This is a genomic window from Serratia sp. PAMC26656 (assembly GCF_016469055.2).
In the GTDB taxonomy this organism is placed as follows: domain Bacteria; phylum Pseudomonadota; class Gammaproteobacteria; order Enterobacterales; family Enterobacteriaceae; genus Serratia; species Serratia plymuthica.
The window spans coordinates 1,489,946-1,503,660 of the sequence record NZ_CP150486.1; the positions used below are offsets into that span (position 1 = coordinate 1,489,946).

Genomic DNA, 13,715 nt, shown 5'->3' on the forward strand with positions numbered 1-13,715 from the left:
GCAGCAGGAGCTTGTATCAGTGCGCGGTTGCCGGCAACAGGTTGTAACGCCCTTATTGTTAGCCTGCCAACTTATTAAGCTGGCAGGCTGTGAGGCTAATTACAGTTTTTTCAGCAGTTGCAGCAGATGTTCTTCGCTCTTTTCGGCCAGCCCGTCAATGGCCAGCTTGATGATGTCGGAACGGGTAATGCGTACCACGCCATTGCGTGCCGCCTGCACAATGATTTCATCGATGGCGTCGACGTGGTTGTCGGTCAGGCTGACCGAAATCGCCTTGTAGGTGCGTTTACGGCCCTGGGGTTTGGCTTCGGCAATGGGAGCAATCAGGGTATGGGAGGTGGCGCTATTGATAAACTCGTCTTCCGACATGCGGTGGGTTGGAGTGCGCTTTTTCACAGGATCACCTCTTTCACCAGGTTTTCGATTTCCGCCTGCGCCTTGGCGTTGTGCGCCTCGTGCACGGTGATCGCCTCACCCCAGGCATCGCGATAAATCTTGCGATCGCACAAGCGGTTGCTGACCAGGGTAAATTCCGGGTATTCGCTCAGCACCTGCGCCGCTTCGTTGGCTTCGTTAATAAAGATATTGGTCGGGCACATGTTCAGCACGATGTAGCCTTTCACCTTCTCGTTATATTCCTGCGCGGTAGAAAACATTTCCGACAGATAACCGATGGTGTCGAGATCCATCTGCGACGGGCGCAACGGCGAGAGGAACAGATCGGCCGCCAGCAGGCCGGAGCGCAGTTCGGCGCTGTCGCGGCCGGCGGTATCGACAATCACATAGTCGTAATGACGATCCAATTCCAGCAGGGTCTCTTTGATTTTACCCGAGGCGGCGACCACCGGGATATGCGGCAGGCCCTCCACATTCTGGCGATCGTTATACCAGGTCATGATTGATTTCTGATCGTCAGCATCGACGATGATGGCGGTTTTCCCCTGTTTGAGGATCAGATATCCGGCGATATTGACCGCCTTGGTCGATTTTCCTACGCCACCTTTTTGCGAGCCAATCAAAACAATCATGCTGCCATCTCTCAAGTTATCAAGCTGCCAACTAATTAAGCTAATAGCTTATTAAGTTAGTGTGCTTATTAGGTTGATAATTAAACAGGTTAACAAGAACAACTTGTGGACAATATGCACCAACGGTGGCTGCTTGCCAAGCCAGTATGCTGTTAACTTTGCAGCTTATTTTGCTGGTAACTTATCAAGTGGGTAAGTAGGAATGCTCTGGGAAATGGAAGAAGGGAAGGTTTTTTGGTTTTTTATTAGCTTAATAAGTTGCTAGCTTAATTGTTTTTGCGGATGCGACAGTGCGCATCCGCAGCGGCGGCATTACTTTTTCAACATCGATTTCAGGTTGGCGAACGGATTATGGGTCGCTACGCCGACGTCTTTTTGCGCGTCTTCACCGGCGATCACCGTTGAGCCATATTGGTCTGCTTCGGTGTACTTGGAGTGTTCGTGGTCGTGGCAGTACAGGCACAACATTTCCCAGTTGCTGCCATCTTCCGGGTTGTTGCTGTGGTCGTGATCGATATGGTGAACCGTCAGCTCGCGCAGGTTGGAGTAAACGAATTCGCGCGAGCAGCGCCCACAGACCCACGGGAAAATTTTCAGCGCTTTTTCGCGGTAGCCGGTCTCCAGCCTTGCGTAGTTTTTGGGAATATATGCCATGGTGAGTGCCTGTAGAATGATAACAATATTACGTTCAATACTATCACAATGCGCCGGGTTACAGCGTGCGACACATCACCGTCACTTCTTCGCCGGAAACCTGGCGTTGCTCCACCGATTGCCAACCCAATTTTTGATACAGCGACTGTTGGTCCGGCGTGTAGAGATACAGTTCGGCGATATTTTTCTGTTTGCAGTGGGTAATGCACTGGTCGATCAGACGGCGTGCGATGCCCAAACCGCGGTGTTGCGGATGGGTGAACACTTCGCCCAGCCAGAATTTGCGCTCCGGTTTATCTGCCAGATCGTAAATGACCAGGCTAGCCGTGCCGAGGATGTGTTGTTGCGGTGACAACGCCAGCAACGTCATGCCGGAATGCTGCGGTTCACAGCGTTGTTCAAAGCGTTGGCTGATTTTCTCGTGGCTGCTCCACGGCGAGAAATCACGCCACTCCTGATGCAGCAAAGCAGCCAGTTCGCCAATGCGCTGGCGGTGTGCGGAAAGTCGTTCGATACGCATGATTTAAGTTCTTGTTGCCCAGAGAATGCACAACTATAGCCGCAGTTGCCGGCTATTTAAAGGCCTCCACCGCCCAGTCGATAAACACCCGCAGCTTGGCGCTAAGATGGCGGTTGGAGGGATACACCACGTACATTTGTTCGGATGGCGGTTGCCAGTCGTGCAGCAGGCTGACCAGTTCGCCGTTGTCCAGGTGCGGTTGCGCCATAAAGCGGAAGGTCTGGATGATGCCCAGGCCAGCCAGCGCGGCGGCCAGCAGCGCGTTGCTCTCGTTGACGCTGACATGATAGCGGTGCTGGATGTCGATCTCTTTGCCCTGGTCAACAAAGTGCAGCGGCTGAATGCGATCGTTCAGCGCATGGCGATAGTGCGCCAACGGGTAGCCCAGCTCCAGATCGCAGGGGTGCTTCGGCGTGCCGTAACGCGCCAGATAGGCCGGCGTGGCGCAGGTCACCCATTCCAGCTCGAACAGGCGGCGGGCAATCAGGCTGGAATCGGCCAGCGGGCCGCTGCGGATCACGCAGTCGGCGCTGTCGTTGATAAGATCGATCAAGCGGTCGCCGACGCCCAAATCAATCTGAATCTGCGGATAACGCGCGATGAAATCCGGCAGCACCGGCACCAGCAGCTGGCGCGCTGTAGAACCGCCGGCATCAACGCGCAACACGCCCTGCGGCGCGCTTTGGGATTCGGTCATGCAGCCTTCCATCTGCTCCAGTTCCGCCAGCCACTTTACCGTGCGCTGGTAATAACACTCGCCCTCAGGAGTGACAGACACGCTGCGGGTGGTGCGTTGGAACAGCTTGGTCTGCAGGTGATCTTCCAGGTTCTGGATCAGCTTGGTGACGGTGGCCTTGGGCATCCGCAGCGAGTCTGCCGCGCGGGTGAATCCGCCGGTTTCCACCACGCGGTTAAACACCCGGATGGCGAGTAAATGATGATCCATAACGCTCTCAGTGCAAAACCCCGGTCGGAGGACCGGGGTGTTTCTGTGGATAGACAATGATTATGACTGTTTAGCGCCAATCATGCCGGAACGCAAGGTCAAGCCGAACACCAGCGCGGCGGAAAGGGTGAGGGTGCCGCCGAACAGCATGGCGCTGCTGACGCCCTGCCAGTCGACCACTTCCCCGCCCAGCAGCGCACCGGAGGCCAGTGCAATCTGGATCACGCAGACCAGCAGCGCCTGGCCGGCCTCTGGTGCCTGTGGTACCGCCGCAAACATCCAGTTAGTGGCGCAAACCGGCACGGCGCCGAACGCCAACCCCCAAACCATCACCATCAGCGTGGCGCCAGCAATGCCGCTGAGGAACGGCGAAACGATCAGGATAGCGGCCAGCATGGCGGCGATCAGGATAAAGGTGGCGCGCAGGCTGCGCTCCGCCAGCCGTTCACCGAGGAAGGTGCCGAGCAGGCCGATGGCACCGTAGGCCAGAAGTTGCAATGAAATTGCCGACGGGCTGAGGACAAACACCTGTTGCAGCAGCGGTTTCAGGTAGGTGTAGGCGGCAAAATGGCCGATAAACAGCAGGACGATGGCAATCAACCCGGTGCGCGCCATCGGCAAACGCAGCGGCAGCAGCAGATCACGCGGGGTGACCGGCCGGGTGGGCGGCACCGATGTCAGCAGGCGCAACTGCGCCAAAAGCACACCCACCGCCAGCACCGCGCTGCCAAAGAAAGCGGCGCGCCAGCCGAACAGGTCGCCAATCAGCGCGCCCGCGGGCACGCCACATACCGCACCGACCGAAATACCGCTCAGGATCAGCGCGGTGGCGCGGCCCTGGCTGGCTTCCGGCACCAGATGACGGCCGTAGTTGGCGGCGAAGGCCCAGAAACCGCCGACGCAGACACCCAGCAGCACGCGACCGAGCAGCATCATCGGGAAGTTAACCGCCAGCGCCGAAACCAGATTGGACACCACCAGCAACAAACTCAACGCCAGCATCAGCAGGCGACGATCGAGCCGGCCGGCCGCCAGACTCAGCGCGGGCGCGGCTATCGCCGCCACGATGCCGGGCACGGTAACCATCAGGCCCGCCTTGCCGGTGCTGACGTCCAGCGACGGTGCGATATTGGTCAGGAGGCCGATCGGCAGGAACTCGGTGGTGACCATCACAAAGCAGGCGACCGTCAGCGAGAAAATCGCCAGCCAGGGTGATGATGCAGGTTTATCTTTATTATTCAGCATAGTACCGCTCGTCTCAGGTGAGTGCGTACACCGCGCGGTAAGGCGCGGAGTGACAGAGATCACAATTTACGCAGGCATTGACGGCGGATAAATCCGTTTACCGTAGTTACACTGTTTCTGAGGGGGAATAATCATGCGGGGCAAGCAAAACGGCGGGTTGCTGCAGAACGGCAGGTTAAATGCTCAATGGGCATAAGCTTATGCGGCGGGCGCAGCAGACTGCGCCCAGAGACGTCACAACCCCGGCGCTTTCCACATTGAGGTGGTCAGGCCGTGGTCCACCAGCGTGAGCTGATCGGCGTAGATCTGCTGCCAGGTGTGTTTCTGCTGTCGATAGAGTTCATGATTGGCGCTATCCGGCTGATATTCACGCTCCCAGCGCACCAGTTTTTCACCGGTGGCCGCCAGCGATTCATACAACCCGGCGCCGACGCCGGCGGCAATCGCGCAGCCCAGCGCGGTGGCTTCTTTCACCACCGGCACGCGAACGGTCAGGCCGGTGACATCGCTCAGGATCTGGCTCCACAATTTGCCCTTCGAACCGCCGCCGGCGAACACCAGTGAGTGCGCCTGTACGCCCGAGAAGCTGGCGATCTGCTCCAGATTGCAGGCGGAAACAATGGCGGCGTTCTCTTCCAGCGCGCGGAACAGAGTTTGCTTATTGCAGCGTTCCGGGTCGAGCGACATATTGATAAACGACGGCGCGGCGTGATACCAGGTTTTGAAGTGCATGGCGTCGGAAAATATCGGCATCACCCCGTAGGCACCCGGCGGCACCCGCGCTGCCATCTCCTCCAACAGGCTGTAAGCATCTACGCCCAGCCGTTCCGCCATCAGTTTTTCCTCGGCGCAGAAGGCGTCGCGGAACCAGCGCATGGTCAACCCAGTGAAGAAGCTGATGGATTCCGCCTGTGCCATGCCGGGGATCACGTGCGGGTTGATGCGGATGTTCATGTCCGGATCGGTGGCCGGCTCCGGCAGATTGACGATTTGCTGCCAGAAGGTGCCGCCCAATACCGCCGTTTGCCCGGCATGCACCACCCCCAGCCCCAGGCTGCCCAGTTGAACGTCGCCGCCGCCCATCACCACCGGCGTGCCGCGCAGCAGGCCGCTTTGCTCTGCCGCCGCTGCGGTAACCTGCCCCAGCGGGCTGCCGGTCTCTTTCACCGGTGACAGAATATCGGCGCGTAGCCCGGCCATATCGAGCAGCGCCGGTCGCCAGTCGCGGCTGACCAAATCCAGCATGCCGGTAGTGCCGGCGTTGGAAGGATCAACCGCCAGTTCGCCGCTCAGCATATTCGCCAGCCAGTCGCTGATCATGGTCAGTGTCGCCGCCTGCCGATAGATGTCCGGCCGGTGGTGGGCCAGCCACAGCAGGCGCGGCATGGCGCTCAACGCCAGCGTTTGGCCGGAATATTGGTACACCTCGCTTTCGAAATGATGGTTATGCAGTTCTTTGAGCTCGCTGACTTCATGGCTGGCACGCGCATCCACATTGGCGCAGGCCCAAATGGGTACGCCGTTACGATCGTACAGCACTATGCCTTCGCGCATTGAGCAGCAGGCTACAGAACGGATAGCCTGGCCAGTCAGGCCTGCGTTTTGCAACGCCTGCCGGATGCACTGGCAGGTCAATTGCCAGTTGTGGGTTAAATCAAACTCCATTGAGCCGGGTACCCCAGACACCGCCAGATGCCTCCACTCAGCCTGGCCCTGTGCGATCTGATTGCCCGCCAGATCGAAGATTACCGCGCGAACGCTGCCGGTGCCTGCATCCAGCGCCATCAAATAGTTATCCATAGTTCACACTCTCTGGGGTTTGGATCTTAACTATAGATGCCGGGTTCGCGCCTTCGCGTGAGCAACACGTGGGGGCGGCGGGATTTGTGAGCTGTGCTGCAAAATTGCCGCCGCGCAGGGTAAATCGGGGGGAATAAACCTATGGTTTGAAAGAACAGTGATTTCAAGGTTAAACAAGGAGCCACCATGCACGTCACTTTGGTAGAAATTAACGTTAAGCAGGACAAAATCGACGAGTTTATTGAGGTTTTCCGCGCCAACCATCTGGGGGCGATCGAAGAGCCGGGTAACCTGCGCTTTGACGTGCTGCAGGATGAAAACGTCCCGACGCGGTTTTACATCTATGAAGCTTATAAGGATGAGCAGGCGGTTGCCGCCCATAAAAAGACCCCGCACTATCTGCAATGCGTGGAAAAACTGGAGGCGTTGATGACCGGGCCACGCAAGAAAACCACCTTTATCGGCCTGATGCCGGCTTAGTCGGCTGCATCAGGGTAATTCTGTTCAATACTTTGCTGCCCCTGAGCGGCAATCTGGCATCTGCGAACTTTTTCTCAGGTGCTTGTAATCATGAATATTTACTTTTCCATGGCCGCATTTGCGCTGGCCGCTTCCATCACCCCCGGCCCGGTCAATATCCTTGCCCTGAGCGCCGGGGCGCAGTTCGGTTTTAACGCTACCCTGCGGCATGTGCTTGGCGCCACGCTGGGGTTTACCCTGCTGTTGATCCTGATTGGTCTTGGATTGCACCAACTGTTGACCCTGTGGCCGGTGTTGACGAAGGTCATCCAGTGGGCGGGCGTCGCATTCTTGCTGTTTATGGCCTATCAACTGGCCTTTGATGACGGGCGGCTGGGCAACGGCCAGCAGTGGCAGGCGCCGTCATTCTGGTACGGCGCGCTAATGCAGTGGTTGAATCCCAAAGCCTGGCTGGCGTCGGTGGCCAGCCTGGGGGCGTTTGTCGCCGACGGTGACAGGCTGCTGCTGTGGCAGTTCGCGGTGATTTATGGCGTTATCTGTTACGCCTCGGTGGCCTGCTGGGCCTACGCCGGCACGATGCTGACCGGTTTGTTGCAGCGAGCCCGCAATGTGCAGCGTTTTAATCGGCTGATGGCGCTGCTGCTGGCGGCCAGCGCCTGTTATCTGTTGGCCGACGGCGTTTAACGCGGGTTTTGATACTGGCCGGGGGTAGCAGCCAGCAACTGTTTGAACGTGCGCTGGAAGTGCGCCTGATCGGCAAAGCCGCTTTCGCTGGCGGCTGCGGCGATAGGGTAACCGCGTTTTAGCAATCGGTGGCCGAACTGGATACGGCGATTCACCAGATAGGCGTGCGGCGTTATGCCGTAATGCTGCTTGAAGGCGCGGATCAGATAGGAAGGCGACAACGCCGCCGCCTGGCAGATCGCCTCCAGCGTCAGCGGTTGGGTGCAATGTTGGCTGATAAAGGTTGCCGCGGCTTCCAGTCTGGGGTGGGCGACAATGGTGGGTGGTTGCGCTTCGCCCAACCGGATTTGCAGATCGGTGAAATACTCCACCAGGGCAATGTGTTTTTCCAAGTGGTCGCATTGCGGGTCAATCAAGAGTCCATAAAGCCGGTTCAGGCCGCTGAACAGCTGCGGATCGCGGCTGAGCACTTCTTTGAATGGGATAAAATCGCCGTCGCCGCCGGCTATCTCCCGTTGCAGCTCGCCCAGCCAGGCGGCATCGATATAAAACATGACGTATGACCAACGCTGGTCGCCGATAGGGTTGCAGGCGTGGACCTGCTGCGGGTTGATAATCACCACGTCGCCGGTGTTGACCTGCAACTGCCGGCGACCGTTAATATAAATGCTGGTGCCGTCGGTGATGGTGCCGATGGAAAAGATTTCATGGCTGTGCAGGGCATAACAGACCTTGCGGCCATCCGCGATGGCGCGGGCCTCCACAAAGGGCAACTGCGGGTCGCGCCAGAACTGCGGTGCATTAACGCTCATGATCTTTCCTTTTCAATACGGCGGGGCTAGTTTGTTATAGCGTAAAACGCGTGAGGGAGGGAATGCGGATGATGATTTTTAATGTGTTCGGCCGCCTGATGGGCGTCAAGCGGGTGGGGGAAGAGTGGCAATTGTTCCGCGTGACGTTGCCGGAGCGCAAATACGCGCGCAGTTACGACATCGTGCTGCCTGAGGCGTTGAGCGAGGCCGATATTGCCGGCTATCTGGGGGATATTTATCATGAAGCGGCGACCGAAAGGTACCCTGACGTTGTCAGGATTGAATAAGCCCCCGGCCGAATGACCGGGACGCAGATTAATCTTCTTCGTTGCGGGCCATCAACTGGCGCTGATGTTCTTCGCTGGCTGCCTGGATTTCCTCCAGTACTGAACCGACATCGGCGCGCTTGCTGCTTTCCACGAACTTCCCGGTCAGCACGCTTTCCGGTGTCAGATTGCCTTCCTGATACAGCGCCCAGATCTCTTTGGCGTATTTACTGTTGAGCAGTTCCGGCGCGTATTGACCGTAAAAATTCGACATATTGTTGATATCGCGCTCGAACATGCTCTTGGCGTGATTATTGGCGGCGGCGTCCACCACCTGCGGCAGATCGATAATCACCGGCCCATTTTTGTCCATCAGCACGTTGAACTCCGACAGATCGCCATGCACCAACCCGGCGCACAGCATACGCACCGCGTAGTTCATCATCACCGCGTGATCGGCCAACGCCTGTTCCTGCGTCAGGCTCACATCGCTCAGGCGTGGCGCAACCAGGCCTTCTTCGTCGGTAATCAGTTCCATCAACAGCACGCCATCCAGGCAAATATCCGGCTGAGGCACGCGTACGCCCGCTTTGGCGAGCAGGTACAGCGCATCGACCTCGGTGTTCTGCCAGGCTTCTTCCTGCTGCTGGCGGCCGAATTTGGAGCCTTTGCTCATGGCGCGGGCATCGCGGCTGTTACGCACTTTACGGCCTTCCTGGTAATTGACGGCCTGCTTGAAGTTACGTTTGTCTGCTTCTTTGTAGACTTTGGCGCAGCGGATCTCTTCGCCACAGCGCACGATAAAGACGTCGGCTTCTTTGCCACTCTTTAAACGGCGGATGACGTCGTCGATTAAACCATCATCTACCAATGGCTGGAGTCGTTTTGGAATTTTCATGCAGCCTTGTACCCTATTTAGGCTCCTGTGTGAATGGTTTGCTTAGGTGATACCGCAATTTAGACCTGAAAGACAAAAATTAGTTTTGCCGCCGGGGTGACTCATCGCCGCGACGGCGGTCTTGCTACAGGTTTTCGGCCAGCACCCAGACGCTGACGCTGCCGCCGTTTACCGGGAAAGTGGCGTTCCCCTGATCGTCGGTGGTGACTTCATCCTGACGGTTGCCGAGCAGATCGCGCCAGGTTTTATGCGCCAACTCCGCGCCCAGAGAAACCGCTTTGCCGTTTTCGGCACCATTGGTGAGCACCACTACGCAGCCGGGGGTATCGGCGGTGCCGCTGCGGCTGAAGGCCACACAGTTTCTATCGTTAAAATAATCGGTTTGCACGCCGTTGGCAAAGTGTTGACGCGCCTGGATCAATTTTTCCAGCTCGGGGATCACCGGCATATCAATCTGGTATTCATTGCCGTCGCCGCCTTTGTCTTTATAACTGGCGCCATACAGGTCAGGATAAAACACGCAGGGCACACCCTGTTCGCGCAGCAGGATCAGGGCGTAGGCCAAGGGTTTAAACCAAGGTTCGACCGGAGCTTCCAGCGACTGCAGCGGCTGAGTATCGTGGTTGGCGACCAGCGTGACCGAGTGCGCCGGATCGGCGGCAGTCAGGGTGTCGGTAAACATCTGCGCCATGTCGAATCCGTCGCCCTGCTTCGAGGCCTGATGAAACTTCAGGTGCAACGCCACGTCGAACAGCATCACTTTGCCGTCCACCAGGTCAATATACTGCCGTAACGCTGCCAGATCGTGCGACCAGTATTCCGCGACGATAAACAGGTCGCGCTGTGCGGCGTCGCGCACATGGTCCGCCCATTCCTTAAAGAACCAGGCTGGAATGTGTTTGGCTGCGTCCAGCCGGAACCCGTCGCACGGCAGGGTTTCCATCAGCCAGCGGGCCCAGAACTTCAGCTCTTCCGCCACCGCCGAGTTACGAAACTCCACGTCGGCGCCCATCAGGTAATCGTAATTGCCTTTCTCGCCGCCGACCTGATCGTTCCAGCCGTCGTCGCCGTAGTCATTGTCGATTTTGAACACGCCTTTTTCATCCGGCTGTTCAATGTAATCGACCCCGCCAAAACATTTATAGTCCCAAATAAATTGGGAGTAGGCACCCTGGCGGCCGGGGAAAGTAAAACGCGTATAAGCCAGCGCGTCGAAGCCCTGATCGTGGATATTGTTGCGGTTGTTGACGTCCGCCCGGTACACGTGGACCTGTTCTTTCTCGTCGGCGCCGAGCTTATGGTTGAACACCACGTCGTAAATCACCCGCACGCCGTTGTCGCGCAACGTGGCGGCGGCATGGGTCAGCGCCTCTTTATCACCGTATTTGGTGGCGCGGCTGCCTTTTTGATCGAACTCGCCCAGATCGAACAGATCATAACTGTCGTAACCCACCGAATAACCGCCGGAAGCACCCTTATAGGCGGGGGGCAACCACAGATCGGTGATGCCCAGTCCGGCAATGTGCGGTGCACGTTCGGCGGCTTCCTGCCATAGCTTACCCCCATCGGGGTAATACCAATGAAAAAATTGCAGCAGCGTGGTTTTTTTCGTCATGAACCAGCATCCCGGTTAGCCAGAAAGAGGTGAGGGATTGGCCTTGTTCCCGCCATATCCTCTTTTATCATGGGCTATTTTTGGCAAAAGGGAAAATTCAATGCGGGCAGCCGTGTGGCGGTGGCAAGCAGGGTATTCCTGGCCTTGACATACTGTTAAAGATTCACCGGCGGCAGCACCGGCAAGGATTCATTATTTTTATTCGCTGACTACCCTTTTGAATATTAGCATTTCTCACCCTGACTCAGGGTGCCTTCACCGCCAATAAAGCAGTCTTCGTCCAACGTCAGACTGGCGATTTTATGCACCGGCCCGCGCATGCGGACGTGAAAATCCCCGCTGAAGCTAATCTGCAACTGGCCGCCCGGCATCTGAACGCTGACGTTGTCATCGACCCGATTCAACTTGCGCATGACGCTGGCGGCCGCGCAGCTGCTGCTGCCGGAGGCCAGGGTAAAACCGGCGCCACGCTCCCAAATACCGATACGCAGCGTGTGGCGATCTATCACTTCCACCAGTTGCACGTTGGTTCGTTTGGGAAACAGCGGGTGATTTTCTATCTGTGGCCCCAACCGGTGGACTTGCGCCAGATCAAGCCGAGTCACCGGCACCACGCAGTGCGGGTTACCCATCGATACCAGCGATACGCTAAGGGTTTCCTCCGCCAGCGCCAGCGGATAGTTGAGCGCTTCGGGCAAGTCGATAAGCGCCGGCAGCGCTGCCGGATTGAAATTGGCACGCCCCATATCCACGCGGATCTGGTGTTTATCTTCATCGACCCGGCACTGCACGTCGCCACCGGCGGTGTGTACCAGAAACGGCAGGTGACCGACGCGGCCGAGATCAAACAGGTAACGGGCATAAATGCGCAGGCCGTTACCGCTTTTCTCGGCTTCCGAGCCGTCCGGGTTAATGATGCGTAGCCTGGGATTGATGCTGTCGCCGCTGTCGATCAGCAAGCCGTCTGAACCTATGCCGTAATGGGGATGGCACAGTATGCGGATTTGCTCGTTGCTCAGCCGTGCAGCGACCGAATGGTGGCACACCAGGTAATCATTACCCAGCCCGTGATATTTATGGAACAGCAGAGGAGTCATGGCGTTTGTCAGGTTAGCGGTAGGAGGAAACCACAGCTTACAACAGATTTTTGGCGGGGAATAAAACAAAAGGCGGCATAAGCCGCCTCTTTGCTCAACGGCTGATTCAGCCATTAATTGTAGATGATCGCAGTACCGTGCAGTTTGTTGTCGCCGGCGGTTGAGATGATCTGGAAGGATTTGGCGCCGGCTTCATCCGCTTTGGCAGCCAGTTTGTTTTCCAGGCTGGTCAAGTCGGAAGCCCCGCTGACGGTGATCACGCCGGTTTTTTGCAGTTCTGCCGGTTGAGTATTAACCAGTTCGGCGGCAAAGCTGCCGAAAGAAACAGAAGCCAGTGCGATGGCGGCGAGGGTCATTTTCAGGTTTTTCATGGTCTTATTTCCTATCTCTATTCTGTACGATGTTTGTTTGGTAAGGTCGTTAAATTAATTAACGATCGATAATTTAATGTTAGACGCCGGTTCGGCGTATTGCAAGTATTTTTTAGCGTTCGTTAATTAATTTGTTTTTTCATCGTCGCCCGCGGGGGAAGCAATGGTCGTTACTGGTCCCGCGGATAACGATTAACTTATTGTTATTGATAGATTACTGCGGTTCCGTGCAGCTGGTTGTCACCACCGGCGCCGATGATGCGGAATGATTTCGCACCGGCTGCGTCCGCTTTTTCCGCCAAACTGGTTTCCAGTGAGGTAATATCGGAAGCGCCACTGACGGTGATCACACCGGATTTTTGCTGATCGGTCGGTTGGCTGTTAACCAGATCGGCAGCGAAGCTCCCGAAGGAAGCAGAGGCCAGAGCGAGAGCGGCAAGAGTGATTTTTAAGTTTTTCATGGTATTAGTTCCTATCCGAGAAGCATGAATTGGGTTTTCAATGTCTGTCGTCAAGATTACTTAACGATCGATAACTAAATGTTAATCCCTTCTCGACGGGAGCGCAATATTTTTTTATAATGATCGTTAATTTAATTGTGAAGCCCTGCTGCGGGGTGGGATAAGAGAGGGTCTATGAGTATCAATGAAGAAGTCTGCGCCAAAAAAACGCGTGGCAGACCGAAGCAGTTTGATCGCGACCGTGCGTTGGAAAGCGCACTCGATCTGTTCTGGCGGCACGGTTATGAGTCCACGTCGCTGGCCGATCTGGTTGAGGTGACCGGTGCCAAGGCGCCAACGCTGTACGCCGAGTTCGGCAACAAGGAAGGGCTGTTCCGCGCTGCGGTGGAACGTTACCTGCAAAAATACACCACCTGCACCAATCAACTGTTGGAGCAGGACCTGCCGATTGCGGAAATCGTAGAAGCTTACGTCCGCTCTTCAGCGCAGGTGTTTACCGATCCGGACACGCCATCCGGTTGCTTTATGGTGTGTGCGTCCGCCGCGCTGTCATCTTCTTCTGACGAAGTCGCCATGATGCTGCGTAAAAAACACCATTCGCAGGAAACCAGCCTGAAGGCCTGCTTCGACCGTAAAGTGCAGCAGGGCGAGTTGCTGGCAAAAACCGACACCGGGTTACTGGCGAAGTACATTATTTGCACCATTGAAGGCATGTCGGTGCAGGCGCGCGAAGGGGCAAGCCGTGAGGATTTATTGCGTCTGCTGGATGCGCTGATGCTGGTTTGGCCGCGTCTCAGCCAGGTGGGGAATAAGGTCTAGGGAAGGCGTCAGGATAAGG

The 13,715-nt window shown here is 56.8% G+C and carries 17 protein-coding genes; 4 read left to right on the forward strand and 13 right to left on the reverse strand.

The features are described 5' to 3' along the window. Positions 1-99: 99 nt before the first annotated feature. From JEM67_RS07655 to lsrK, 7 genes are all read right to left on the reverse strand, one after another. Positions 100-396 (reverse strand): hypothetical protein, encoded by a 297-nt coding sequence (locus JEM67_RS07655; RefSeq protein WP_013812020.1) that lies wholly within the window; start codon positions 394-396, stop codon positions 100-102. Beyond that, positions 393-1,028 (reverse strand): division plane positioning ATPase MipZ, encoded by a 636-nt coding sequence (locus tag JEM67_RS07660; RefSeq protein ID WP_004942035.1) that lies wholly within the window; start codon positions 1,026-1,028, stop codon positions 393-395. The genes JEM67_RS07655 and JEM67_RS07660 overlap by 4 nt, the downstream gene beginning before the upstream one ends. A 312-nt stretch (positions 1,029-1,340) precedes the next feature. After that, a complete protein-coding gene (gene yajD, locus JEM67_RS07665) occupies positions 1,341-1,682 on the reverse strand; it encodes an HNH nuclease YajD (RefSeq protein WP_004942039.1) in 342 nt (113 codons plus the stop codon). Positions 1,683-1,740: 58 nt separating this feature from the next. Continuing rightward, on the reverse strand, positions 1,741-2,202 hold the full coding sequence (locus JEM67_RS07670) for a GNAT family N-acetyltransferase (protein ID WP_199635419.1): 462 nt from the start codon (positions 2,200-2,202) through the stop codon (positions 1,741-1,743). A 52-nt stretch (positions 2,203-2,254) separates the two neighbouring features. Continuing rightward, a complete protein-coding gene (locus JEM67_RS07675; RefSeq protein ID WP_199635418.1) occupies positions 2,255-3,148 on the reverse strand; it encodes a LysR family transcriptional regulator in 894 nt (297 codons plus the stop codon). Between the two features lie 60 nt (positions 3,149-3,208). Further along, entirely contained in the window at positions 3,209-4,393 is a 1,185-nt protein-coding gene (locus JEM67_RS07680) for an MFS transporter (protein WP_199635417.1), read from the reverse strand. Between the two features lie 234 nt (positions 4,394-4,627). Beyond that, entirely contained in the window at positions 4,628-6,193 is a 1,566-nt protein-coding gene (lsrK, locus tag JEM67_RS07685; RefSeq protein WP_199635416.1) for an autoinducer-2 kinase, read from the reverse strand. A gap of 186 nt (positions 6,194-6,379) precedes the next feature. On the opposite strand from lsrK, the gene lsrG reads away from it, so the two are divergent. Both lsrG and JEM67_RS07695 read left to right on the forward strand, forming a co-directional pair. Beyond that, a complete protein-coding gene (lsrG, locus tag JEM67_RS07690) occupies positions 6,380-6,673 on the forward strand; it encodes a (4S)-4-hydroxy-5-phosphonooxypentane-2,3-dione isomerase (protein WP_013812026.1) in 294 nt (97 codons plus the stop codon). A gap of 90 nt (positions 6,674-6,763) precedes the next feature. After that, on the forward strand, positions 6,764-7,357 hold the full coding sequence (locus JEM67_RS07695) for a LysE family translocator (protein WP_199635415.1): 594 nt from the start codon (positions 6,764-6,766) through the stop codon (positions 7,355-7,357). Here the strand turns inward: JEM67_RS07695 and JEM67_RS07700 are convergent. Next, entirely contained in the window at positions 7,354-8,169 is an 816-nt protein-coding gene (locus JEM67_RS07700; RefSeq protein WP_199635414.1) for an AraC family transcriptional regulator, read from the reverse strand. The two genes, JEM67_RS07695 and JEM67_RS07700, sit on opposite strands and share 4 nt — an antisense overlap. A 68-nt stretch (positions 8,170-8,237) precedes the next feature. Between JEM67_RS07700 and JEM67_RS07705 the strand changes: the two genes are divergently transcribed. Continuing rightward, positions 8,238-8,456 carry a DUF7661 family protein gene (locus tag JEM67_RS07705; RefSeq protein ID WP_041415988.1) on the forward strand — a complete coding sequence of 73 codons (219 nt, stop codon included), beginning with the start codon at positions 8,238-8,240 and terminating at the stop codon, positions 8,454-8,456. 28 nt (positions 8,457-8,484) lie between these two features. On the opposite strand, the gene JEM67_RS07710 is transcribed toward JEM67_RS07705, so the two are convergent. The 5 genes from JEM67_RS07710 to bhsA (JEM67_RS07730) all read right to left on the reverse strand — a co-directional run bounded on the left by JEM67_RS07710 (position 8,485) and on the right by bhsA (JEM67_RS07730) (position 12,877). Beyond that, the gene (locus tag JEM67_RS07710) at positions 8,485-9,333 is read right to left on the reverse strand and encodes a PA4780 family RIO1-like protein kinase (RefSeq protein WP_004942055.1); all 849 of its coding nucleotides are present in this window, start codon (positions 9,331-9,333) and stop codon (positions 8,485-8,487) included. 124 nt (positions 9,334-9,457) lie between these two features. Further along, positions 9,458-10,948 carry an alpha-amylase gene (gene amyA, locus JEM67_RS07715; RefSeq protein WP_199635413.1) on the reverse strand — a complete coding sequence of 497 codons (1,491 nt, stop codon included), beginning with the start codon at positions 10,946-10,948 and terminating at the stop codon, positions 9,458-9,460. Positions 10,949-11,172: 224 nt separating this feature from the next. Then, positions 11,173-12,045, reverse strand: coding sequence for a diaminopimelate epimerase (dapF, locus tag JEM67_RS07720; RefSeq protein WP_199635412.1), 873 nt, complete (start codon positions 12,043-12,045; stop codon positions 11,173-11,175). Between the two features lie 113 nt (positions 12,046-12,158). Continuing rightward, positions 12,159-12,416 carry a multiple stress resistance protein BhsA gene (gene bhsA / locus JEM67_RS07725; protein WP_199635411.1) on the reverse strand — a complete coding sequence of 86 codons (258 nt, stop codon included), beginning with the start codon at positions 12,414-12,416 and terminating at the stop codon, positions 12,159-12,161. Between the two features lie 203 nt (positions 12,417-12,619). Further along, positions 12,620-12,877: a multiple stress resistance protein BhsA gene (bhsA, locus tag JEM67_RS07730; RefSeq protein ID WP_199635410.1), complete on the reverse strand. Its 258-nt coding sequence runs from the start codon at positions 12,875-12,877 to the stop codon at positions 12,620-12,622. A 174-nt stretch (positions 12,878-13,051) separates the two neighbouring features. Between bhsA (JEM67_RS07730) and JEM67_RS07735 the strand changes: the two genes are divergently transcribed. Beyond that, complete coding sequence (locus tag JEM67_RS07735) at positions 13,052-13,696, forward strand: TetR/AcrR family transcriptional regulator (RefSeq protein WP_013812037.1); 645 nt, start codon at positions 13,052-13,054, stop codon at positions 13,694-13,696. Positions 13,697-13,715: the final 19 nt, after the last annotated feature.